Genomic DNA, 22,588 nt, shown 5'->3' on the forward strand with positions numbered 1-22,588 from the left:
GACTGGGAACGTCTGCTTCAATCTGTAGAACCCCGACAGAGGGAAATCGAAGCCGAACTGATTGCTGAATATGCGTCCTTTACGCAGCTGAATTATTCGCCAGCATTCATAGGTGCTTTCGGATTTCAGATCATTACAGATCATCCTTAGCACCCTATCATTCCACCTCAAACAATTCGCGATGAGGCAGTGACCCATCGCCCGCCGGGTCAATCCCTGGCGTTCTCAATTTCCTTGCATTCATTCGTCCATTTGCGCAGTGCCCCAAACGTTTGGGGGCGTTGTGTATTGGCTATTTCATGGGAACAACGATGACTACCTCAACTTTTACTTCGGCCCAGGCCGATAGCCGGATCTGGAGCGCCGTGGGGTCTTTGACACTCTGCGTCGCTCTGTTGATCGCGGCAGAGTTCATGCCCGTGAGTCTGCTGACTCCAATCGCCAACGACCTTCATACTTCTCAAGGGATGGCTGGACAGGCGATTTCCATTTCCGGTTTCTTTGCGGTGGTGGCAAGCCTCTGCATCGCCTCTATCGCCGGACGCTTCGATAGACGTCATGTCCTGATTTCAATGACCGTGCTGATGCTTGTTTCGCTGGTAGTCATCGCTCTGGCGCCTGGCTTCACTTGGTTGATGATTGCCCGAGCCTTCTTGGGGGTCGCCATCGGCGGCTTCTGGGCTTTATCCACTGCCACTGTCCTGCGAATAGTCCCCGAGGATTCGGTGCCTAAAGCCTTAGGCATGATTTACATGGGGCATTCGGTGGCCGCTGCATTTGCCGCGCCGATTGGGGCTTACGTGGGAGGCCATTTGGGATGGCGCTTCGTGTTCGCTGCGCTGGTGCCGATTGTCATCATTAACGTGAGCTGGCAATACAAAAGCTTGCCCAAGATGCAGCCAGAAAAAACCATTCCCCTTTCCAGGCTGTTCGGCGTACTGAAACGCAGAAATGTAATGTTCGGTCTGCTGGCCGCCATGCTGACTTTCGGTGGTACGTTTACCGCCTTCACCTACTTGCGCCCATTTCTGGAACAAGTCACTGGCGTTGACTCGACCCAACTGTCGGTTTTGCTCTTAAGCCTGGGTATCGCCGGTTTCGGAGGTACATACCTCGTCAGTCGGCTGCTGGAAAAACAGTTTCTCTTTCAACTGTTGCGCTGGTTGCCAGTGGCCCTGGCTGTCATGACGGTAGCTTTGGCCGAGCTCGGATACATCTTCGCTGCCGCCGCCATCATGATGTTTGGCTGGGGGATGCTGTACTCAGCCATCCCGGTATGCTGGTCGACCTGGCTGGCCAAAGAAGTGAGCGATGAGCCAGAAACCGGCGGTGGGTTGATGGTTGCAGCTATTCAGATGGCGATCATGATCGGCGGCGCGTTCGGCGGGAGCCTATTGGATCATGTGTCGGTGGCTGCCCCTCTAATCGGCGGCAGCGCACTGCTCATCCTGGCAGCACTGGTGGTTGGAAACGGTGAGCGGCTCACCCAGTCCTCGCCGGCTTGATAGGCCCGATCGATGCAAGCGGCTGCCAAGAGCATCCGCTAGCCCAATAAAATGGTTCCATCGTCTTTAAGGACGCTCAGCAACATTTGTGCGGCCGGCGATAAATAGGCGCCCGCGCGGACGAACACGACGATAGTACGTTTCATCGTGGTTTCCTTCAGTCTCACCTCACGAAGGTGCGTGACCCCCTTGACGTCTTCGAGGGTCTCCCTGGCTAGAAAGCTCAGCAGGTTGGTTTCGCCAATCAGGCGTGGTAACAAAGAGATTGAGGTGGTTTCGATCTGTACCTGAGGTAAAGGCAGATCCCTGGACTGGAACGCATTGTCTATCCAGCGCCGCGCCGGCACAGTGGAGGCCGGCAACACCCATTGGTACTGACACAAATCGCGTAACTCATAGCCGGCGCTGAATAATGGATGATGACGGCTGGCGACCACCACCGCCTCGTCGTCAAACAAGGCATGAAACTGCAATAGCGGATCCGCTTCGTATTGTGGGCAAATCACCATATCCAGCCTCCCGGAGAACAGTGATTCGCGCAGTAAATCGTCTTGGCCGATCACCAAGTTCAAGGTGATCTGCGGCGCACGCGAAAGCAGTGTCGCGGTCAGGTGTGGGAGCAGGTGATCAGCCATGGAGGCAGCGCAGCCCAAGCGAATGTTTCCCATCACACCGTTTGCAAAATCACGTATTTCTCGCTGGGTTTCGGCAACGCTCTGCTGCAGCTGTTTGCCACGCACTTTTAGCAACTCTCCCACTGGGGTGAGCTTAATCCGCCGCCCATCGCGCTCGAACAGCCGGGTCCCTAGAGACTCCTCAAGCCGCTGGATGCTTTTAGACAGCGCAGGCTGACTGCGGTTGAGCTTTTGCGCAGCCCGGCCCAGGTGCCCCAACTCGGCGATGATTTCAAAATAGGCAAGATCACGCAGATCCATATCCATCAACCAAAGTTATCAATCAATCGATATTAGAAAATAGACTTTATCAAACCAGGTATCAATAATTATCAGCACATCGATAGCGATGCCACGCCCCCGCGGCGACCAGCGTTTTGGAGTACGACTCTTGTCTTCTTCTGCCAGATTTTCCCTGCATATCTACCCCGCGCCGCTTCAATGGTTGGCGCTTGCACTGTTGGCTGGAGCGGGCGGTCAGTTGCTGAGGTTTCTAGAGGTGCCCGCAGGCCAATTCCTGGGGCCTATGCTGGTTGCCATCATGTTCGGCGTATGCGGTGCGAGCATTCGACTGCACCGCTACGCCTTCAAGCTTGGCCAGGGCTGCATCGGCATTCTTGTCGCTCATTCGATGACACTCGCCGTACTCGTTTCGATAGCACAGTCCTGGCCAATGATGCTGTTTGCGACCGTGGTGACGGTCAGCCTTAGCGCGCTGGTGGGGCTTGCGTTGGTGTGGATGGGCATCCCGGCCAGTACCGCAGCTTGGGGTACATCGCCAGGCGCAGCTTCTGCCATAGTCTTGATGGCTGACGAATACGGTGCCGATTCCCGAGTAGTCGCCACTATGCAATATGTGCGCGTGGTGTGCGTGGTAATGATCGGTGCGTTGGTGAGCAACTTGCTGGAAGCACCGGTCGGAGGAAGCGAGGTGCATGCTGCAGACGTCGCGTTGCAAAGCTTCGGCCTGCTGCATCTGGGCCTCACAATCGTCACTCTACTAATCGGTGTGGCGTTGGGAAATCGATTGCCGGCCGGTGCGCTGCTGATGCCGCTAATGTTGGGCGGAGCGTTACAGATCAGTGGCCTGTTGCATATCACCCTGCCCAGTTGGTTACTCGCTATCGCCTACGGCGCTATTGGTTGCTACGTTGGCTTGCGCTTTGATCGAATGACCGTCAAATACGTCTGGCGGCGATTGCCGGCAATGATACTGGGAGCGCTCCTGATGATCGCTTTGTGCGCATTGTCCGCATGGCTGTTGGCAGCAGTGTTGAACAAGGACTTCCTCTCGATTTACCTGGCCACGAGCCCAGGAGGGCTCGATACGATGGCAATCATCGCGGTGGACACGCACTCCGATGTAGGACTGGTATTGGCCATGCAGACCCTACGACTGTTTGCGGTCATCCTGACGGGAGCTTTTGTGGCGCGACTGATTATTCGCTTGGGCAGTTACCGTCGGATAACGTTATAGGCTTGAGCCTCACCGCAACGATCTCCAGCGCAGAAGCCAGCGTCCGCGGCTCTGCTCCTCCCCTTCCCTTCTCCAAGAGGCGGCAGCGTATGGCTGCCGCACATCTAGCACTCTTGCGCATCATTGAAAAATCCGTTTCGGCCAGGTGTCAGCCACTGCATGCCAGGCTGCGCTCTGCGCTGACAACGCATCTCCAACGAATGAGCGCCTTGGGTTAGACGCGCCACGACGAGCTCACTGTGGTCCAGCTCATGAATTCATACTTCAATTTCATCAAATAAATCCCACAATAAGATTTTTTCAAAAAAATAAATGCACAAGCATTAGCTTTTAGGCATCAGCCAGATATTTTACATATTATAAAATATATAACTAATTCAATAATTTAAGAGATTTATTTGTCTATATGGTCAGTAAAAACATCAGACTCTTCGCTAAAAACGGAAACCAGACAAAAAACAGCCTGTTGACTAAAAATCCCACCATGTGCATATTTGCCACAACGACGCAAGCGAATGGCAGGTGACAGCCTGATGTCGAGCAAAGCAAGCATTGCTGCTTGGGCGCATGCCCAATGCTGACTGATCAATTCCGTTCTTGACCGACCATCAAGGGCCCATGAGCGCGAATCCGGCAGAACTCGGCTGTAGGACGCCGACCTGAGAATTTTCGATAACGCTAGCCAGCACAGCGTGAAAGTTCATAGGTATTTATAACGAAGTCACGAATGAATCTTCTCCATAACAATCAGAATCGGAGAGTCGCTCCATGGCCAAGGTAAATATGAGCACACGTTCTCTTGCCCCCTATGAGCTGTTGCGCCCAGCCCCATCAGAGCCACTTCTAAAATCTTCTGCCTGTCTTCCCAAGCCCGCTTAGCTAAGCGTTTCGCCCCCCAAATATCCAATTAATAACCCTAGAGGTCGCTATCGCCGAAAAACACTAGACGCGTCGTACCACTCAATGCCATTGCACAACACCCTTAGGCCGATACTCAGTATTCGGTCGACAGCGGGGTGCGCTCAATTATCTGACCAACAAAAACAAAAGCAGAGATCAAGATGATTACCCACTCGAACCGCATTACCCGGAACAAGATATCAATGGCACTGCTGCTGCTTTGCGGAGCGACCAGCAGTCAGGCGCAAGAAGCCTTCAATCCCGAGTCCCCCTGGATGTTGGGAGACTGGGGCGGCCTACGCTCAGAATTACTGGAAAAGGGTTATACCTTTAACGTGCTCTACACGGGCGACGCCGCGACGAATCTGGCCGGTGGCTACGACTCGCACACCACGGCGCGGTATACCGACCAACTTGCACTGATGAGCAATTTTGACCTTGAGAAAATACTCGGTTGGGAAGGCGCTGATTTTCAATTCACGATATCGGATCGTAACGGGCGCAATCTCACCAATGATGTCATCACCGATCCTCGGGTAGGCGGCATCAGTCAGGTTCAAGAGGTATACGGACGCGGCCAGACCTGGCGCCTCACGCAACTCTGGTATCGTCAGAAATTCTTTGACGGCGGGCTGGATATCAAACTGGGCCGCATGAACTTTGGCGAGGACTTCGGCAGCTTTCCCTGCAAGTTCCAGAACTTGGCGTTCTGCGGCGCGCAGCCGGGTAACTGGGCCGGCGATATCATTTACAACTGGCCAATCACTCAATGGGCGGGCCGGGTCAAGGTTGCATTGAGCGATAACACTTATGCGCAAATTGGTGCATACGAGCAAAACCCGTCCTATCTGGAAATAGGCAACGGTTTCAAACTCAACAGTAGCGGCAACGAAGGAGCCCTGATACCCATCGAGCTGGTCCATACCACGTCGCTGGGGGCCGGGCGGCTGCCAGGGGAATACCGCGTGGGGGCCTATTACAGCAGCCGTAACGCAAACGACGTCAACACTGAAGAAAATGGCGCGCCCAAATCCCGCGATAGCAAACACGGCGCATGGATTGCTGCGCAACAGCAAGTCTGGAAAGACCCAGACTTCGCCGCTCGCGGGGTGTCGGTGTTTGCCTATGCCACAGTGCATGACAAAGCCGCCAGTATGATTGATCGCTCTGTGCAAGCAGGCGTCTTCTATACCGCGCCGTTCAAATCCCGTCCAAATGACGAGATCGGCGTCGCCATCTCCAATATCCATGTAAATGAACGTTACAAGGATAACCAGCAACAAATGAACGACCTGGCGGGCGTCAGCGACTATGACGATCCTCGCTACACGCCGACGCAAGGTTCGGAAACCAACATGGAAATCTACTACGGGTTCGGCGTCACCAAATGGCTGACCGTGCGCCCCAACATCCAGTTTGTTGGTAACCCCGGCGGTGTCAGTGAAGTCAAGGACGCGTGGGTCGCAGGTTTGAAGTTTGAGACCAGCTTGTAATCCAAATCTGAACCCAGATGAAAGAGTTAAACCAGCACAACGCGCTGGTTTAACTCTCGATTAGGCAGCCGACGATAATTAGAAATTCTTCAACAGGCCCACCAGCCATACAAACCAATAAGCCTAGTGATGCGATGAGGAAAATAGAAGTGGATAAAGAAGCAGCCGTTGAATCGTTGACTGACGTCATGGCCAAGTTTACTGCCTATATTGGTAAGCGCTTGCCGACCGACGTAAAAAAGAAGACCGCCCAACTGCGCGCAGCGGAAACCAATCCGCTGGCCATCGCCGTCTACGACTCCATGGCGGAAAACCAGGACTATGCTGACAAGCTCGACAGACCGAGCTGCCAGGACACCGGCGTGATTCAGTACTTCATCGCAGCAGGTGCTAAGTTCCCGCTATTGGGGGAACTTGAAAACATTCTGGAAAATGCAACTCTGGAAGCAACCATCAAAGGCCCGCTACGTCATAACGCCGTAGAGACCTTCGTCGAAAAGAACACAGGGACCAACACGGGCTCCAAAATTCCGTGGCTTGACTGGGAGATTATCCCGGACGCCGATTACGCAATGATCGATGTTTACATGGCTGGCGGCGGTTGCACACTACCGGGCTCCGCTAAGGTTTTGATGCCTGGTCAAGGCTACGAGGGCGTAACGGAATTTGTTTTCGACGTCATTACCTCCCGCGGCGTGAACGCTTGTCCGCCGTTGCTGGTGGGCGTCGGCGTGTCCACCTCCGTAGAGACAGCCGCCCGTTTATCCAAGCGGGCCATCCTGCGACCAGTCGACTCCAGCCATCCCAACGAAAATGCAGCCTTGATGGAACGGCTTCTTGAGGAAGGCCTCAATGAGGTCGGCATCGGCCCACAGGGCCTGACCGGCAACAGCAGTGTGATGGGTGTGAACATCGAGTCTTCAGCGCGCCATCCATCGACCATCGGCGTTGCCGTCTCCACCGGTTGCTGGGCACATCGCCGCGGCAAAATCCGCATCAATGCCGACCTGTCCTACGACATCCTCTCCCATGAAGGAGTAGTCCTGTGATTAAAGTCCTCAACACACCTATCAAGGACGAAGATCTCGCAGAGCTCAATGTCGGCGACGTGGTTTACCTGACTGGGCAATTGGTCACCTGCCGCGACGTGGCTCACCGACGCCTCATCGAGCTCAAACGTGAACTACCGGTAGATTTGCGCGGCGGGGCAATCTTCCATGCGGGCCCCATTGTGCGTAAAAAAGATGATGGCAGCTTTGAGATGGTGTCCATTGGCCCAACTACCAGCATGCGAATGGAGAAATTCGAAAAGCAGTTCATCGAGGAAACCGGCGTCAAGATGATTATTGGCAAAGGTGGCATGGGGCCCGAAACCACCGCAGGCTGCCTGGAGAACAAGGCCGTACATGCCGTATTCCCTGGCGGTTGTGCGGTCCTTGCGGCCACCAAGGTGGAGGAGATCGAACGCGCTGAATGGCAGGATCTTGGAATGCCGGAAACCCTTTGGGTTAACCGGGTCCGGGAGTTCGGTCCGCTGATCATCTCCATCGACACCAAAGGCAATAACCTTTTCGAACAAAACAAAGCGCGATTTAACGAACGCAAAGGTGCAATCATCGATAAAATCAACGCTCAGGTTCGCTTCATCAAGTGACCTGGTAGATCGGCCGCGACCTGGCAACGTGGCGGCCGTTCTTTATCAGAAAACACTTTGGAATCAAGCATGAACAATGCTCAAGACTTGGCTTTTTTTCACTTGCTAGCCAAACAAGGCAGCCTTGTCGCAACCGCCAGAGAGCTTGGCGTTACCCCTCCCGCAATTAGTAAAAGACTTTCCGCGCTGGAGAAAAGGTTAGGGGTGAGGCTGGTTAATCGAACTACCCGCTCGATGAGCCTTACCGCAGAAGGTGAACTGTATTACACCCACATCGCCCGCATCCTGACCCAGATCGACGAGGTAGAACAGCTCGTCAGCAGCCGTCGCGCTACGCCCAAGGGCCTGATACGGGTGAATGCATCGCTCGGTTTCGGCCGTCGCCACATCGGACCCGCCTTGGCCGCCTTCTACGCCCTGTACCCGGAAGTGGAGATTCAGCTAGAGATCAGCGACCATCCTTTGGACCTAGCTACCCACGGCTTCGATTTGGGCATTCGCTTCGGTACGTTGCCAGACGCTGCCTTCCACGCGCGTAAAATCGCCTCCAACCGCCGCCTGCTTTGCGCCTCCCCTATCTATCTCGAAAAGTACGGAACGCCGCAAAAACTGACGGACCTGCAACACCACAACTGCATCTTTATTCGTCAGAATGAATCGCCCTACGGCGTATGGAAATTCGCTAACGGCGAACGCACGGAAAATATAAAGGTACACGGCGCCCTGTGCTGCAATGACGGCGAGGTTGCCTTGAACTGGGCCCTGGAAGGTTATGGGTTATTGCTCAGAGCGGAATGGGATATAGCTCGTTATGTGCGTAGCGGACGACTGCGCCTCGTACTGGAAAACCATATGCCCACCCACGCGGACGTCTATGCAGTCTATCCACAGCAACTGCAACTCTCGGCACGAGTCCGGCACCTGATCGACTTCTTGATTGAACGCTTCAAACAGATCGACCACATCGACGATCGGGAATAGCCCTGCCGCCTCGCCACGACCATCTCAGCGCATAGCAAGGCCTGCGCGCTGTAAGCTCTGCGAACAATGCACCAGAATGTTATTGTTCATGCGCACTCACGAAGATCATTCAAGCCATGCAAGACGACATCCTTAAGCAATCCTTTGGTGGATTGATGGCCTTTATTGCCGTCGCCCGCGAAAAGAGTTTTACTCGAGCAGCGGCGCATCTTGGCCTGTCTCAATCGGCGGTCAGCCATGCCGTCAGCTCACTGGAGCGAAATCTGGGCACGCGCTTGCTTGCGCGCAACTCCCGCTCAGTCTCGCCAACGGAAGCCGGTGAAAGGCTACTGGCAACGGTCGGTCCCCGTTTCGAAGAGATAGACGCTGAATTACTGGCATTGTCAGAACTGGGCGAGAGCCCAACCGGGACCGTACGCATCACCGCATCGGATCACGCCATCCGATCGATCATCTCGCCAAAGCTAAAGAAATTCCTACCGAAATACCCTGGGATAAAAGTCGAGCTGTTCGCAGACAATGGACTCATCGACATCGCTGCGGATCGTTTCGATGCCGGCGTTCGATTGGGTGAAGCGGTGGCCCAAGACATGATCGCCGTACGCATCGGTCCCGACATGCGATTTACCGCAGTAGCGACCAGGCGCTACTTCGCCAGTCGACCAAAACCAGAGACACCCGAAGACCTGATGCAGCACAATTGCATCAATCTGCGTCTTCCCACCCATGGTGGATTGTGGCCTTGGGAGTTCGGGGAGGATGGTCGACAGCTTAACATTCGGGTTGACGGTCAGCTGATTTACAACAGCATTTATGATTGCCTTGACGCAGCCATTGCCGGTTTGGGTATCGCCTATGTACCTGAAGACATCGCCGAGCCCTACGTCAAGGCCGGCCACCTGATTCCGGTACTGAAGGACTGGTGCCCCCTGTGGACAGGACTTCATCTCTATTACCCAAGCCGTAGGCAACCCTCAGGGGCTATGACCTTATTGATCGCCGCCTTGCGACACGAGTCATGACGGATAAAAAAAGGCCCTGCACAGCGTGCAGGGCCTGAAAGAGCCATGAAGACTCAAGGGATGAACGTTCCACCAAGGGCAAGTCAAGCGATGCGCACTACGACCTACGTTCAGACTTGAAGCCACAACATCCTGTACAAACCGGGCAGTTGCGGCTTCAAAGATGGGTTACTTCAGGTTGGTCCGGAAGAAAGAAGTCAGCTTGTCGAACGGAATGAGATTCACCCGATCATACAAGTCCACGTGGCCTGCGCCTGGCACGATGACCAATTCCTTAGGCTCACCCGCCAGCTTGAAAGCCTCTTGGCTGAATTCCAGCGAGTGTGCTTCAGAACCTGCGATGAACAGCATAGGACGAGGCGAAATCGACGCAATATCGTTGAACGGATAGAAGTTCATGAACTTCACGTTGCTGGTCAGCGTTGGATGCGTCGTCACGTCAGGCGACGACCCGGCTGGGGTGAACTCACCGCGTGGGGTGCGATAGAAATCGTAGAACTCACGCTGGATCGGATGGGTGTTAGCGTCCAGTTTGTGTACCGTCCCGCTGGTGTACTTGGTCTCACCACCAGTGAACTCTGCATAACGCTGTTCAGCCGCCTCTGCGATGATCTGCTTGCGCTGTTCAAGGGTCTGCGAATGCTTGAGGGCATCGCGATTGGCCGCTCCCATGTCATACATGCTGACGGTTGCAATCGCCCTCATCCGTGGGTCGATTTTTGCTGCACTGATGACGAAGCTGCCGCTGCCACAGATGCCCAGTACACCGATACGGTTACGATCAATGAACGATTGGGTGCCCAGATAATCGACCGCCGCGCTGAACGCCTCGGAGTAAATATCCGGCGCCACGGCATTACGGGGTTGCCCCTCGCTTTCGCCCCAGAATGATTGGTCTATCGCAAGGGTTACAAAGCCTTGTTCAGCGAGCTTCTGGGCGTAAAGGTTTGAGCTTTGCTCTTTGACCGCACCCATCGGGTGGCCAATGATAATCGCAGGGCTTTTGTTGGCCTTATTCAAATTCTTCGGCACATACAGATTCCCAACGACTTTCATGCGGTACTGATTATTGAAGGATACCTTCTGCTCAGTCACCTTATCACTCTTGAAAAAGTTGTTCGCGCCGTTGGACATATCGGCTGCCATTGCAGTAAACGAACTCGCCAGCAGGGCCAGCGTTAAAAATAATTTCTTCATGGTGTTGTTCCTAATTAAGAACCGATGTGTGGACATCCAGAACGACCGCGGCCTGACCCAGGCTCGATGAACGCCAGTAGAGTCCAATCCAGTTGGCCAGCTACGCTGAACGAGGCATTCGGCTTTTATGCCGGGCACTTCCCTTCATGGCATTACGTCTAAGCCCACAAAGGATCAATTCGTCGACGTCAATGTATTCGAGGCGCTGCCCGAAAAACACCACATCCAATTGAATGGAACCATGCATAAAAGTAATTAATAGAGATCGAATCGCCTGAGACCGAGGACTGGTGCACTGACGATTTTATTAGCGGCAGCTCAGGGACCGCCCACGGAGTCCGGGAGGCTCATCGACCTGCCCTTCAATCAATAACAAAAAAGATACCGGCGACCCACTGCGCCAAGCATCAATGTAACAGAATAATGCAAACCTAGTTGTCGACTTTTCCATCCCAGTTTCAAACTAGACCGCGTGGAACCGCAGATGCCTGGAGGGCTTCATTGCAAGTGCCCGTACTGCTCATCAGTAACCGGTTCCAGCCACTCGACATTTTTCCCGTCCTGTACCTCTTGAATTGCCAAATGCGTCAAGCCGGTGGAGTTCGTGGCCCCATGCCAATGCTTTACACCCGGAGGTGTCCAAATCACATCGCCAGGCCTGATGACGATTTTCTCCCCCCTTCTTGCTGGATCCATCCAACGCCGGCCGTGACAATCAGATTCTGGCCCGCAGGATGAGTGTGCCAAGCTGATCGGGCCCCTGGTTGAAAGGTTACAGCACCTGCCGTAACCCTTGATGGCGGTCGCGCTGCAAATAATGGATCAACCCTGACGGTGCCGACGAAATTGCTGGAGGAGCCCAGGACAGAAGGTTGCTCCCCGTTTCTGGCAATTTGCATCGTGTTCTCAGGCTCATCGGCAGCGTGCAACGAACTTGAAATCATTAAGGTTGCGCTAAGCACTGACACGGCAAACGTTATTCTCATCGATAAGCTCCTGCTTGAAATGGGTACTCAAAAAAAGAAGGGACGGTACTGCCGATCATCCTCCAGAGGGGCGTATAACGTCCTGGATCCTCATCAATGCCGGCGCCAACCCCCGCACGATTTCGTTGGCCTTGGCCGTGGGCACCAGCTCCTTCGAACGTCGGATAAACAAGGGGTCTTTAAAGTGGACGCGCAGTTTCGCCAGCGTATTGCTCACCGCTGGCTGCTTTACGTTCAGTCGTTCGGCTGCCCGCGTCACGCCTCGCTCGCGATAGACCACCAAGAGAATGAACAAGGCATTGAGATCGATCGCCGTAAATAGCGCTTCATCAAGCTTCATCGTGCGGTCCCCTTCCGATTTGGGGCGTGAAACTGGCAAACGTCAGGTTGGAACATGACGTTACCAAATGATTGACCAACGCCGTCATCGACTCACTCTCAAAGTGCTCAGTCATCATCGATGCCGCGCTCCAGTAGCCACTGAAGACCCACAAACCAGGATCGCGGGAGCTGCGAATCACGCTATAGCCCAGGCATCCGTGTACTTTTTCAAAAGTCTCCGCGTACGCCTTTAAACGCTGTTCAAAGTGTTGGTCAACCTCTTCGATCACTCGAATCTCCAAGGTATTAACTGCGGCGATATTCATATCCGGCCCTGCTTTGCTTGGGTAATAAAATTAAATTACGACTGCGTGCAATGCCTGTGGTGCGCGCGTTCAAGTCTCGCATCCAACGAAAGCATTTCTGCTGCAGCAGCGAGACAAACCTAGCCCCGGCATCGACCGCTGGCTATACGGCACCTTGTTGATACGCTCATGAACTTTTCTCAACAGTGCTCGTGCTTGAACTGCGCCACCACGAGTCCCGTTGAACGACGGTAGCTAAGCCATGAGCGGCACGTCCTGCAAAGACAGATGTCGCCGAATCAAGAAGGCACCTATGAAAACAACGAGTTAAGAGCTATCGCGATAAACAGAATGGCATCACTTGAACATCGTCGGGTCGCGATCCGGTGAATGCCGACTGAGCATTTGGCAGCCATGAAACGCGGTCGAGAGGAATGCATCTACGCCGCGCGCTCTTCCAGGGAGATATATCCCGCAATAATTTACTGCCGTGGAAAGGCGTGACACCTCCCTCCCATAACCACCACGAGGGAAGCGCTAACGATGAGCAGCGCAAACCCCGAGAGACTTACTATCCCGAAGTAGCTTAGGAACAAACCACCTACGGCACCTCCGCCAAAAATCCCCAAGTTGTAGATGGTCGTCAATATCGCCGTTGCCAGCTCCGCATTATCTTCTGCCACCCGCCCCGTCGCTGATTGGAAAACAGTAGGCATGCCGCCGAACGAAGCCCCCCACACAAATATCGCAGCCGAAGCGATCATTTGATACGGAGCCGCTATCAGCACAAGCATCGTCACAGCCGTGCACGTCAACGCGGTGGTCGCTATAAGCCGCAGCCTCGTATCGACGAAACGTCCGGCGATCAGTACGCCCAGGATGGCGCCCGTACCGAACAGAAACAGGCCCTGAGCGGTCCCGCCCGATAGCCTGGTTTTTTCCGCGAGCGGCGCCATATAGGTGTACAGCGTGTAATGAGCCAGGATCGCGCAAAAAGCCGACAGCAAGATCACTCTCAACCCCGGGGTGCGAATGACGTCATGAATCGAAGTGCCGTCCTTGCGCTCCTCTCCCGGCATGGACGGCACGACCAGCAAAACCCAAACGATGACAAGCAGCGCGAGCAGCGAAAGCAATCCATAGCTGAAACGCCATCCAAGCAATGAACCCAGCATGCTACCCAAGGGCAAACCGGCGACCATGGCCACGGTACTCCCCGCCAGGGTAATCGCGACAGCCCGTCCCATGTCTTTGCGATCGACCAAGCGGATGGCATAACCACAGATGACCGGCCAGACAACTCCTGCGGCCAGGCCAGCCACCACCCGTGACGCGACCGTCAGCGCATAAGACGTCGAGATGGCGGTAATACCGTTAGCCACTGCAAAGCTCAGCACGAGCATGATGTACAACGATTTGCGAGGCATACTTCGAGTGAGCGCCACAATGGGGATTGCGGCTGCAGCGGAGGCCAATGCATAGATGGAAACCAATAAACCGATACCAGCGGGGGGCTGTTCAAGGCTCTCCGACATCGCAGGCAGAACCGCTGCCGGCATCGTCTCGGTCAGAATGGTGAGAAACGCTGTAGTGGACAGGGCAAGTAGCCCAATCATAGGCAGGCGACCACTATGGGCACTCATGGCCAGACTCCTTAGTCGGATGCGTTCTTGCGAAGGCGCATTGATGCCTTGCGTATCAAAAAAACTCCGACGTTAGCAGGAAGCAGCTTCAGGAAATGCCTGCCTCAGTGAATGCTCCTATGAATCCAAGTGGTCACTGGATTGGCCTTGATCATCGAATAAAGCCAAAGCCCCCAACGCCCGTCACGGAAACTGGGGGCACTGAGTCAGACGCGAGCAGTTTTCTGTAGCACGGTCTTGCTGACCATGTACGAGTCCAGGCTCCACGGCCCCCCCTCTCTACCAATACCACTGTCCTTCACACCGCCAAACGGAGTGTCAGGATCCGGCGCACCGAAATGGTTAATCGACAGGACTCCAACATCCAGCTCACGACTCAATCGTTCAGCCTGTTCCAGTGAATTGGTGAACGCAAAAGCAGCCAAACCCACGGATAGACTGTTGGAAATCTCGATGGCCTCATCAAGGGTCGAGAAACGAACCGCGACAGCGACCGGACCAAAAGGCTCATCGGTCATGATGGCGCAATCCAGTGGAGTGTCGACCAGCAGAGTCGGCGCAAAATAATAACCACGCTCACCTACACGATGCCCACCCACGGCAACCTTGCCGCCACGCGCCAATGCGTCATCGACAAAATGCTGCATCGCGGCGAGGCGCCGGACACTGGTGACCGGCCCCATGTCAGACTTCGTATCCATGCCGTTGGCCACACGTACCTGATCGGCGGTTGCCACAAACGCAGCGACGAACTCGTCGTAGATGCTCTCGTGTACCAGGAAACGACCTGGCGCAGCACACCACTGAGCGTTGATCCGAATTTTGCTCTTGAGTGCCATCTTGCCGATTTCCGCGGCATTGACCCCTTCGCAAACGATGACCGGGGCATGGCCGCCGAGCTCCATCAGCACCGGCTTCATGGCCGCACCCGCCAGCTGGCTCAAATGCTTGCCGACTGCCACCGACCCCGTCAGGGTCACCATGCGGGTCACTGGCGACTCGATCAGGGTCGAGGACACTAGCGCCGGGTTGCCAAACACCAGATTCAATACGCCCTTGGGCAAACCGGCTCGCTCGAAGCACTGAACCATGGCTACTGCCGCGCCAGGGGTTTCTTCTGGGGCTTTCAAAATGATGGAGCACCCGGCGCACAGTGCACCGCTGATCTTTCGCGACGGCGCGCTCAGCGGCACATTCCATGGCGTGAACGCCGCAACTGGACCGATTGGCTGACGAAGAATCGATTTCTGCATTTGGGCTTCGCCCGGAACGATGGTCCCGTAGGCTCGCAGGGCCTGTGCCATGTCCCAATCGAAGAAGCTCGCCGAACGCTCCACCTCCGCACGCGCATCTGCAATTAATTTGCCGTTCTCTCGGGTGATGATCTGCGCGATTTCTTCGGAACGTGCACGCACGCCTGCGATGGCACGACTGATGATGATATTACGCTCAGCCGCTGGTGTGTCCCGCCAGATTCTGAACCCCCGCTCAGCGGCGGCCAACACGCGTTCCAGGTCAGCGGTCGTGGCCCCAGGAACGCTGGTGAGCGATGCTTCGGTGCTGGGGTCCAACACTTCAAAGCAAGAGGGGCGGTCGAAAATCCATTCACCGTCGATGAAGAGGCCGACGCGCGGATGATCAGCATCGGCGATGACATTATTATTGGTTTCAATGGACATCTGAATTCCCTCTACATTTGGCGCCAAGGGGCTCGGTTGATATCGCCCTCAATCACCAAAAAAAACACTGCGCCGGAAAGGCTATTAATCAAATCTCGACCATCTCGAAGTCCAGCTTCGTCGCCGAACACTCAGGGCAAATCCAATCCTGGGGAACATCTTCCCACCGAGTTCCGGCAGGTATGCCCTCTTCCGGAATACCTTCGGCTTCGTCATACATGAAGCCGCATAAAATGCATTGCCAAATTTTGAATTCGCCCTCGGACAAGGCTTGTGTGGACGTGTCACTGCTCATGATTTTTCTTCCGTTTCGTTTCTACTTGTTGGCCCCTTTGCCGACCATGGGAAGCGTTTCGTAACCCTTGGGGGACAGCAACCAGGGCGTTGCTTTCATTAAAAGAACAACCGTTACCGGCCGCACACGGCCATCGTTGCCGTGCTTTTCATATGACTGATTTCAGCTCTCTCAGGGACAGCCCTTCATTGGCCGCTTTCGACAGCAGCGGACTAGGAGTCCAACGCCTGCCGTATTGCTCATGCCATTGCTGCACTTGCAGATGGATTTCCTTGGCCCCGATCGTGTCAGCCCAGTACAGCAGCCCTCCTCGATGGCGAGGAAATCCAAAGCCGTACAACCACATGACATCAATGTCACTGGCTCGATATGCCTTGCCTTCATCCAGGATCTTGCAGGCCTCGTTGATCGAGGCGAATAACAGACGTTTGAGGATTTCACTGTCGGTAAAGGTACGCTGAGGCGTGCCAAGCTCATGGGCGACGGTCGCGATGATCCGCATCACTTCTTCATCGTGACGAGGTGTGCGGCCACCTTCTTCATAGCGATACCATCCGACCCCATTTTTCTGGCCCTTGCGGCCCAGCTCGACCATCCGATCCGGGACATGGAGCTTCCTGTATTGAGGGTCAGCTGCCGCGCGACGCTTGCGCGTGTCATAGCTGACATCCAGACCGGACAGATCGCTCACAGCGAACGGCCCCATCGGATAGCCAAATTCAACCATGACCCTGTCGATCTGCTCAGGGCGTGCTCCCTCCTCAAGCAGTAGCATCATTTCCGTGACCAGCGGCGCGCGACTGCGATTTGCCGCGAAGCCATCGCACGTCCCGGAGACCGCACAGACTTTTTTAAGATCGCGGCCCATCTTCATGGCCCGCACAACTGTCTCGATCGAGGTTTGATCACCCTTCACGATTTCGCACAGTTTCATCGCGTTCGCGGGAGCGAAGAAATGAGCGCCGGCGACGTACTGCGGTCGGCCTGTCATGTTGGCCATGACGTTGATATCAATCGCGGAAGAGTTCGTCAGCAACAGCGCGCCAGGCTTCATCACGGCATCGAGTTTGGTGAATACGTCCTTCTTCAAATCTATCCGTTCAAACACCGCTTCAACCACGACATCGCAGTCGCCGATTTCTTCGTAGTGGGAGACAGGCTGGACAAACTGAAGGCACGCATCCATCTCTTCCACGGTCATGCGTCCGCGCTTGACCTTTACGGCGTAGATGTCACGTATGCGCTGCAGGCCCCTGTCCAGTGCTTCGGCACTCGCTTCCAGGAGCTTCACCACAATGCCTGCGTCAGCGAAGCAAATGGCAATACCCGCGCCCATTGTTCCCGCGCCGATCACCGCAGCGGACGTCACACCAGCAGGCTTGAAACCCGGGGGCGCATCCGGAACCTTGGCAGCCTCACGCTCAGCAAAAAATGCATAGCGAAGTGCCTTGGCAACATCAGACCCCTCCAGCTCAGAAAACAAGCGGCTCTCAACCTCTAGAGCCTCATCAAACGACAGGCTGAAAGCTGCTTCGATACAGTCGATCGCGTACTGTGGCGCTTTGTTGTGAGGAGACTTTTTGGCTGCTTCGCGGCGTGCCGCTTGCAGCACATCCATGGTTGTCGCATCCATCGGTTCGAGCACCAAATCGCGTACGCGCTGCGGTTGAGCCTGCGCCACGGCCTTTGCATAGCTTACGGCGGCATCACGAAGCTCTTGGCTTTGTGTTCCTGGAACAATCTGGGAGATAAGCCCGATCTTCAATGCTTCGACGGCATGGACATGGCGGCTTGAGACGAGCAAATCGGTGGCTACGGCAGCCCCGACCAGCCTCGGCAAGCGCTGCGTACCGCCGCCTCCCGGTATCAACCCGAGAGCGACCTCGGGCAATCCGAGCTTGGCTGCGGGCAATGCAATCCGGTAATGGCAAGCGAGGGCGTGCTCGAGACCGCCTCCCAGCGCATATCCATGAATAGCCGCGACAGTCGGCTTGGCGCCGGCGTCAAGTGCCGCGGCGCTCATGCGGGTAGTGATTGTTCTCGCCTTGCCAAACTGTCGAATATCAGCACCCGCGATGAAATTCTGACCGCCCCCCATCAACACGATCGCCGCGACAGCCGGGTCGGCGTTCGCATGGGCAACGGCGTCAATGATGCTCCCTCTCATCTCGGGAGTCAGGGCGTTGACGGGCGGATTGTTGACTGTGATTACGGCCACAACGCCTTCGACTTCGTAACTGACCATCAGGCTTTCGCTCATCTCATCTTCCTGTCAAAAAAAATAAGGCCTGCCCCTACCCCGCGACCGCTCGCATCCAATGAGCATCCTGGTTTGGCCCGGAAATTTGAGTGCAGCGCCATCCTGCGCTCCAAACAACGTTGAATCGATGGTAGCATGAGTTTTGATAATCAGCACAGATTTCACTGACCGGAACTTTGCGTCATACTACTTTTGTCTTTTACGGTGGGCCGCCCCCCCTGAACGAAGGTACCGGAAAGCACATTCGAGCTTCATCTTCATGCACTGAGGAAACCCTAGAGATGACAATAAAAGGCAGGGCATACATCGTCGGAGCGTATGAGCACCCCCTACGCAAGGCCCCCCATCATTCGGTGGCGCAGCTACATGCGGAGGCGGCGAAAGGAGCAATTGAAGACGCGGGATTAAGCAAAGATGACATCGACGGATATTTCTGCGCGGGCGATGCACCCGGCGGGAATGTATGGTCGATGGCCAACTACCTGAATCTGGACAAGCTGAGGCATGTCGATTCGACCGATATGGGAGGATGCTCTTATCTCGCCCATATCGCCCACGCTGCAGAATCAATAGCAGCGGGCAGATGCAACGTGGCGCTGATTACACTGGCCGGTCGCCCCAACTCTGAAGGCATCTCTGGGATACAGGCGCGCGTACGAGGCGTCAATCTACCGGACGCGCCATTCGAGATGCCCTATAACCCAGTCACGTTGAACCTCTATGCCATGTGTGCGATGCGCCACATGCATGAGTACGGCACAACCAGCGAGCAACTGGCCTGGGTCAAGGTCGCTGCCTCTCATCATGCGCAACACAACCCTCTGGCGATGTTGCGCAAAGTGGTCTCGGTCGAAGATGTATTGGCATCGCCGATGATTTCTGACCCCCTGCGGCGTCTCGACTCCTGCGTCGTGAGCGACGGCGGCGGCGCAGTTATCGTTGCCCGCCCGGAGATTGCCAAGGCCCTCAACAGACCACGGGTACGGATACTTGGCTGCGGTGAATCCACTAAACACCAGATGGGTGGACGCCTCGACTTGAGCTATACCGGCGCCGCGTGGACCGGCCCTCGAGCTTTCGAAGAGGCAGGTGTGACGCCGGCCGACATCCAGTACGCCTCCATCTATGACAGCTTCACCATCACCGTCATCCTGCAACTTGAAGACCTGGGATTCTGCAAAAAAGGCGAAGGCGGAAAATTCGTGTCGGACGGCAACCTTATTTCGGGCATCGGCAAGTTGCCGTTCAACACCGATGGCGGCGGCCTGTGCAACAACCATCCCGCCAATCGCGGCGGGATCACAAAAATAATCGAAGCCGTACGACAGCTTCGAGGCGAGGCTCATCCAAAGGTGCAAGTTCCCAACTGTTCGCTAGCCCTCGCCACCGGCATCGGCGGCGCGATAGGTCATCGGCACGGTGCAGCCACCGTCATCATGGAAAGGGAGTAAAAACATGTCGACCCCCTACACAGAACGCCCCATCAGCGACCCCATCCTGAACCCCGGTGATGAACCCTATTTCGACGCGGCGACCGAGGGGCGTCTGCTCTTGAAGAGCTGCAATGCCTGCCATCAACCGCATCATTATCCTCGTGCGTTGTGCCCGTTTTGCTGGAGCACCGATGTCGAATGGATCACCGCAAGCGGGACCGGGACGATCTACACCTTCAGCATCACACGACGTGGCGCATCAGCACCGTACTGCATTGCCTATGTGCGCCTCGACGAGGGACTGATGATGCTTACGAACATTGTCGATGTTGATCTGGACAGTGTTCGCATCGGGCAGCGGGTCAGGGTCGCGTTTAAAGAATCAGAAAGCGGCATGTCCGTTCCCATGTTCACCATTGACCATTCGGAGGCTTGAATGAGCAGCCGCGCCGTACTCTACAGCGCCGTAGGTGATGTCATCACGCGCTATATGATTGACGTAGACAGCGCAACGCTCCACAGGATGGAAAGCGTCACTGTGGCCTCAAAGGTGCAATACGCATGGCCTCATCCATCCGGCGGCTTCCTGTATGTCTCAACAAGCGACGGTGGCCCGAGGGTGGAGTCCCATCACAATCAAGTCAGCGCTTACTCGTTGGGACCTGACGGGCAACTCAACACTCACGGCTTACCTGCGCGACTTCCCTACCGAGCGGTACATTTGTGTATCGACCCCCTGGGACGATTTATCGTCAATGCCCACAATTTCAAGCGCGGCTCATTGACTGTGCACCGCATCAACGCAGACTGCACAATTGGCAGCTGCCAGGCTCAGGATCCGAACACCGACTTTGGGGTCTATCCGCACCAGGTCATGTTTTATCCATCCGCCAAACACGTCCTGGTAGTTGACCGCGGCAATAACGCAACGACAGACAAGCTGGAAGATCCCGGGGCACTCCGTTCATTTCGGCTAACTGAAGAACATCTCCAAATGAGCGATGTGGTTGCGCCGAATCATGGCCATGACTTCGGCCCGCGGCATGTCGACTTTCATCCGACGCATCCATGGCTTTACGCAGCCGACGAGCGAACCAACCGTCTCTACATGTTCCGACATGACGGTGACCGGATCGAGGCCGAGCCAGCCTTCACGCGGGGAACGCTGCGAACCCCTGAGCACGTGCACCCACGACAACTCGCCGGTGCAATCCATGTCCATCCAAGCGGGAAGTTTGTTTACCTGGTAAATCGCGCAGATGCGACGCACTCCCACCAGGGGCGCCCAGTGTTCTCCGGAGGTGAAAACAACATAGCCGTCTACGCTATCAACCCTGAAACAGGCGAGCCCACACTTGTTCAGCATGTGGACACTCGTTCCTTTCACGTCCGAACATTTGCCTGTGATCCCAGTGGCCGCTTGCTCGTCACGGCGAGTATCAAGGCCTTGGCCGCATACGATGATGAAAAAGGGCTGACCGTAACGCCCGCGACACTGTCGATATTCCGGATAGGTGATGACGGGCATCTCAAGTACGCTCGAAGCGTTGATGTCGAGACGCCAGGAAATCAACTTCAGTACTGGATGGGTATTGTCGGGCTACGTTGATTGAGCGGTAATGCGCCGATGGTCCCCCACTGCCAGCAGTGGGGGACTACGATTAAATACGATTGAGCAACCGGCCGCCGTCCACCGCCAATGAGATACCCGTGATGAAATTGGCTTCATCGGACGCAAGAAACAGCGCCGCGTTCGCAACATCCCAAGCGGTTCCCTGGCGGCCGAGCGGCACCTTGGCGTTGCGCTCCGCGCTGACCTGCTCACGCGTCTGGTTCCACGCTTGAATACGCGCCTCGACCGCCATCGGCGTCGAGATCAAGCCCGGCAGGATGCAGTTCGCCCTGATCCCATAAGGGGCATTTTGAAGCGCCAACTGCTCGGTGAAAGCAATGACACCCGCTTTTGTAGCCTTGTACGTTACATAGGGATACTTACCCAATGCCGCCGCGGATGACACATTGACGATAACCCCGCCCCCTTGTTCACGCATGATTGCTACTGCGTGCTTACAAGCAAAGACGGTACCGCGAAGATTGATACGGCAAATGTTATCGAACTGATCTTCGGTGATGTCCATCAAGTCGCCGTCACCACCGGCGAGGCTGACCCCCACATTGTTGTGCAGGACGTCCAGGGACCCCCAACGTTTTTTTGCCATCTGCATGGCAAGGGCCAACTCGTGTTCCCGGGTCACATCCGCAGAAAATGCTGCAGCGGAGCCGCCCTCTTGAATGATCATCGCCGCAGTTTCCTCAGCGGACTCGATTTGCCGATCAACGGCCAGGACGTGCGCCCCTTCACGCGCAAATCGAATGGCCGCCGCTCGACCGTTACCCATGCCTTCGCCCGGGCTTTGTCCAGCACCAATAACAACAGCAACTTTCCCGGCAAGCCGCCCTGCCGGTGTGTGCCCCTGCGTTTGATCCAGTGACCTTGCCATTTCCGCCCTCTCTTATTTTCATGTAAGCGATTGAACTAACTGATAATTTCAAATAGTAGACTGGCACCAACGTCGTTTTCCTGAACAGGTGTCGACCCTCGACCTGCCATAGAGACGGTCAGGTAGGTAACGCCTGCGCCCGGACGGATGTCAAAATCGATACTATCACATGTTCTTATTATCGATACCTGTTCCAATCATCAGAACCACGAAAATCCAGACTGACTCTTTATCCAACGACATGATGCCTGTACAAATCGTG

The 22,588-nt window shown here is 55.3% G+C and carries 19 protein-coding genes and 1 pseudogene; 10 read left to right on the plus strand and 10 right to left on the minus strand.

The genetic code is table 11. The features are described from left to right. Nucleotides 1-311: 311 nt before the first annotated feature. Nucleotides 312-1,505, plus strand: a complete 1,194-nt coding sequence (locus tag AB4O22_RS15370; RefSeq protein WP_460105540.1) for an MFS transporter — start codon at nucleotides 312-314, stop codon at nucleotides 1,503-1,505. 38 nt (nucleotides 1,506-1,543) lie between these two features. Here the strand turns inward: AB4O22_RS15370 and AB4O22_RS15375 are convergent, their stop codons facing one another. Further along, nucleotides 1,544-2,440: a LysR family transcriptional regulator gene (locus AB4O22_RS15375; RefSeq protein ID WP_304575827.1), complete on the minus strand. Its 897-nt coding sequence runs from the start codon at nucleotides 2,438-2,440 to the stop codon at nucleotides 1,544-1,546. Between the two features lie 130 nt (nucleotides 2,441-2,570). Between AB4O22_RS15375 and AB4O22_RS15380 the strand changes: the two genes are divergently transcribed. The 6 genes from AB4O22_RS15380 (at nucleotide 2,571) to AB4O22_RS15405 (ending at nucleotide 9,706) form a co-directional block, all read left to right on the plus strand. Continuing rightward, nucleotides 2,571-3,656, plus strand: coding sequence for an AbrB family transcriptional regulator (locus tag AB4O22_RS15380; RefSeq protein ID WP_095973883.1), 1,086 nt, complete (start codon nucleotides 2,571-2,573; stop codon nucleotides 3,654-3,656). 1,061 nt (nucleotides 3,657-4,717) lie between these two features. Then, the gene (locus tag AB4O22_RS15385) at nucleotides 4,718-6,049 is read left to right on the plus strand and encodes a carbohydrate porin (protein WP_095973882.1); all 1,332 of its coding nucleotides are present in this window, start codon (nucleotides 4,718-4,720) and stop codon (nucleotides 6,047-6,049) included. A gap of 149 nt (nucleotides 6,050-6,198) precedes the next feature. Next, entirely contained in the window at nucleotides 6,199-7,098 is a 900-nt protein-coding gene (ttdA, locus tag AB4O22_RS15390) for a L(+)-tartrate dehydratase subunit alpha (RefSeq protein WP_172898744.1), read from the plus strand. Then, the gene (gene ttdB / locus AB4O22_RS15395) at nucleotides 7,095-7,703 is read left to right on the plus strand and encodes a L(+)-tartrate dehydratase subunit beta (protein ID WP_048392943.1); all 609 of its coding nucleotides are present in this window, start codon (nucleotides 7,095-7,097) and stop codon (nucleotides 7,701-7,703) included. Before ttdA ends, ttdB begins: the two co-directional genes overlap by 4 nt. Before the next feature lie 69 nt (nucleotides 7,704-7,772). Then, on the plus strand, nucleotides 7,773-8,684 hold the full coding sequence (locus tag AB4O22_RS15400) for a LysR family transcriptional regulator (protein WP_095058162.1): 912 nt from the start codon (nucleotides 7,773-7,775) through the stop codon (nucleotides 8,682-8,684). A gap of 116 nt (nucleotides 8,685-8,800) precedes the next feature. Then, complete coding sequence (locus AB4O22_RS15405; protein WP_095058161.1) at nucleotides 8,801-9,706, plus strand: LysR family transcriptional regulator; 906 nt, start codon at nucleotides 8,801-8,803, stop codon at nucleotides 9,704-9,706. Nucleotides 9,707-9,874: 168 nt separating this feature from the next. Here the strand turns inward: AB4O22_RS15405 and AB4O22_RS15410 are convergent, their stop codons facing one another. The 8 genes and pseudogenes from AB4O22_RS15410 to AB4O22_RS15445 form a co-directional block, all read right to left on the minus strand. After that, a complete protein-coding gene (locus AB4O22_RS15410; RefSeq protein ID WP_304575826.1) occupies nucleotides 9,875-10,903 on the minus strand; it encodes an alpha/beta hydrolase in 1,029 nt (342 codons plus the stop codon). A gap of 498 nt (nucleotides 10,904-11,401) precedes the next feature. Then, nucleotides 11,402-11,847: pseudogene (locus tag AB4O22_RS15415) on the minus strand ((R)-mandelonitrile lyase). Nucleotides 11,848-11,944: 97 nt separating this feature from the next. Then, entirely contained in the window at nucleotides 11,945-12,229 is a 285-nt protein-coding gene (locus tag AB4O22_RS15420) for a LysR family transcriptional regulator (protein ID WP_259194248.1), read from the minus strand. Then, nucleotides 12,219-12,536, minus strand: a complete 318-nt coding sequence (locus AB4O22_RS15425) for an antibiotic biosynthesis monooxygenase family protein (RefSeq protein WP_060743005.1) — start codon at nucleotides 12,534-12,536, stop codon at nucleotides 12,219-12,221. The genes AB4O22_RS15420 and AB4O22_RS15425 overlap by 11 nt, the downstream gene beginning before the upstream one ends. Nucleotides 12,537-12,997: 461 nt before the next feature. Continuing rightward, entirely contained in the window at nucleotides 12,998-14,158 is a 1,161-nt protein-coding gene (locus AB4O22_RS15430; RefSeq protein ID WP_259194249.1) for an MFS transporter, read from the minus strand. A 206-nt stretch (nucleotides 14,159-14,364) separates the two neighbouring features. Beyond that, a complete protein-coding gene (locus AB4O22_RS15435) occupies nucleotides 14,365-15,837 on the minus strand; it encodes an NAD-dependent succinate-semialdehyde dehydrogenase (protein WP_460105538.1) in 1,473 nt (490 codons plus the stop codon). 88 nt (nucleotides 15,838-15,925) lie between these two features. Continuing rightward, on the minus strand, nucleotides 15,926-16,105 hold the full coding sequence (locus tag AB4O22_RS15440) for a rubredoxin (protein WP_343226763.1): 180 nt from the start codon (nucleotides 16,103-16,105) through the stop codon (nucleotides 15,926-15,928). Nucleotides 16,106-16,280: 175 nt separating this feature from the next. Further along, the gene (locus AB4O22_RS15445; protein ID WP_304575823.1) at nucleotides 16,281-18,392 is read right to left on the minus strand and encodes a 3-hydroxyacyl-CoA dehydrogenase NAD-binding domain-containing protein; all 2,112 of its coding nucleotides are present in this window, start codon (nucleotides 18,390-18,392) and stop codon (nucleotides 16,281-16,283) included. A 281-nt stretch (nucleotides 18,393-18,673) separates the two neighbouring features. Between AB4O22_RS15445 and AB4O22_RS15450 the strand changes: the two genes are divergently transcribed. From AB4O22_RS15450 to AB4O22_RS15460, 3 genes are read left to right on the plus strand one after another with little or no spacing between them, the layout of a single operon-like run. Beyond that, a complete protein-coding gene (locus AB4O22_RS15450) occupies nucleotides 18,674-19,843 on the plus strand; it encodes a thiolase domain-containing protein (RefSeq protein WP_013692824.1) in 1,170 nt (389 codons plus the stop codon). Nucleotides 19,844-19,847: 4 nt separating this feature from the next. Then, on the plus strand, nucleotides 19,848-20,261 hold the full coding sequence (locus tag AB4O22_RS15455; protein ID WP_460105536.1) for a Zn-ribbon domain-containing OB-fold protein: 414 nt from the start codon (nucleotides 19,848-19,850) through the stop codon (nucleotides 20,259-20,261). Next, nucleotides 20,262-21,434: a lactonase family protein gene (locus AB4O22_RS15460; protein ID WP_304575821.1), complete on the plus strand. Its 1,173-nt coding sequence runs from the start codon at nucleotides 20,262-20,264 to the stop codon at nucleotides 21,432-21,434. 52 nt (nucleotides 21,435-21,486) lie between these two features. Here AB4O22_RS15460 and AB4O22_RS15465 read toward each other — a convergent pair whose 3' ends face one another. Beyond that, nucleotides 21,487-22,326, minus strand: coding sequence for an SDR family NAD(P)-dependent oxidoreductase (locus AB4O22_RS15465; RefSeq protein WP_304575820.1), 840 nt, complete (start codon nucleotides 22,324-22,326; stop codon nucleotides 21,487-21,489). Between the last annotated feature and the right edge of the window lie 262 nt (nucleotides 22,327-22,588).

The sequence above is a fragment of the Pseudomonas sp. S3_B11 genome (genome assembly GCF_054667715.1).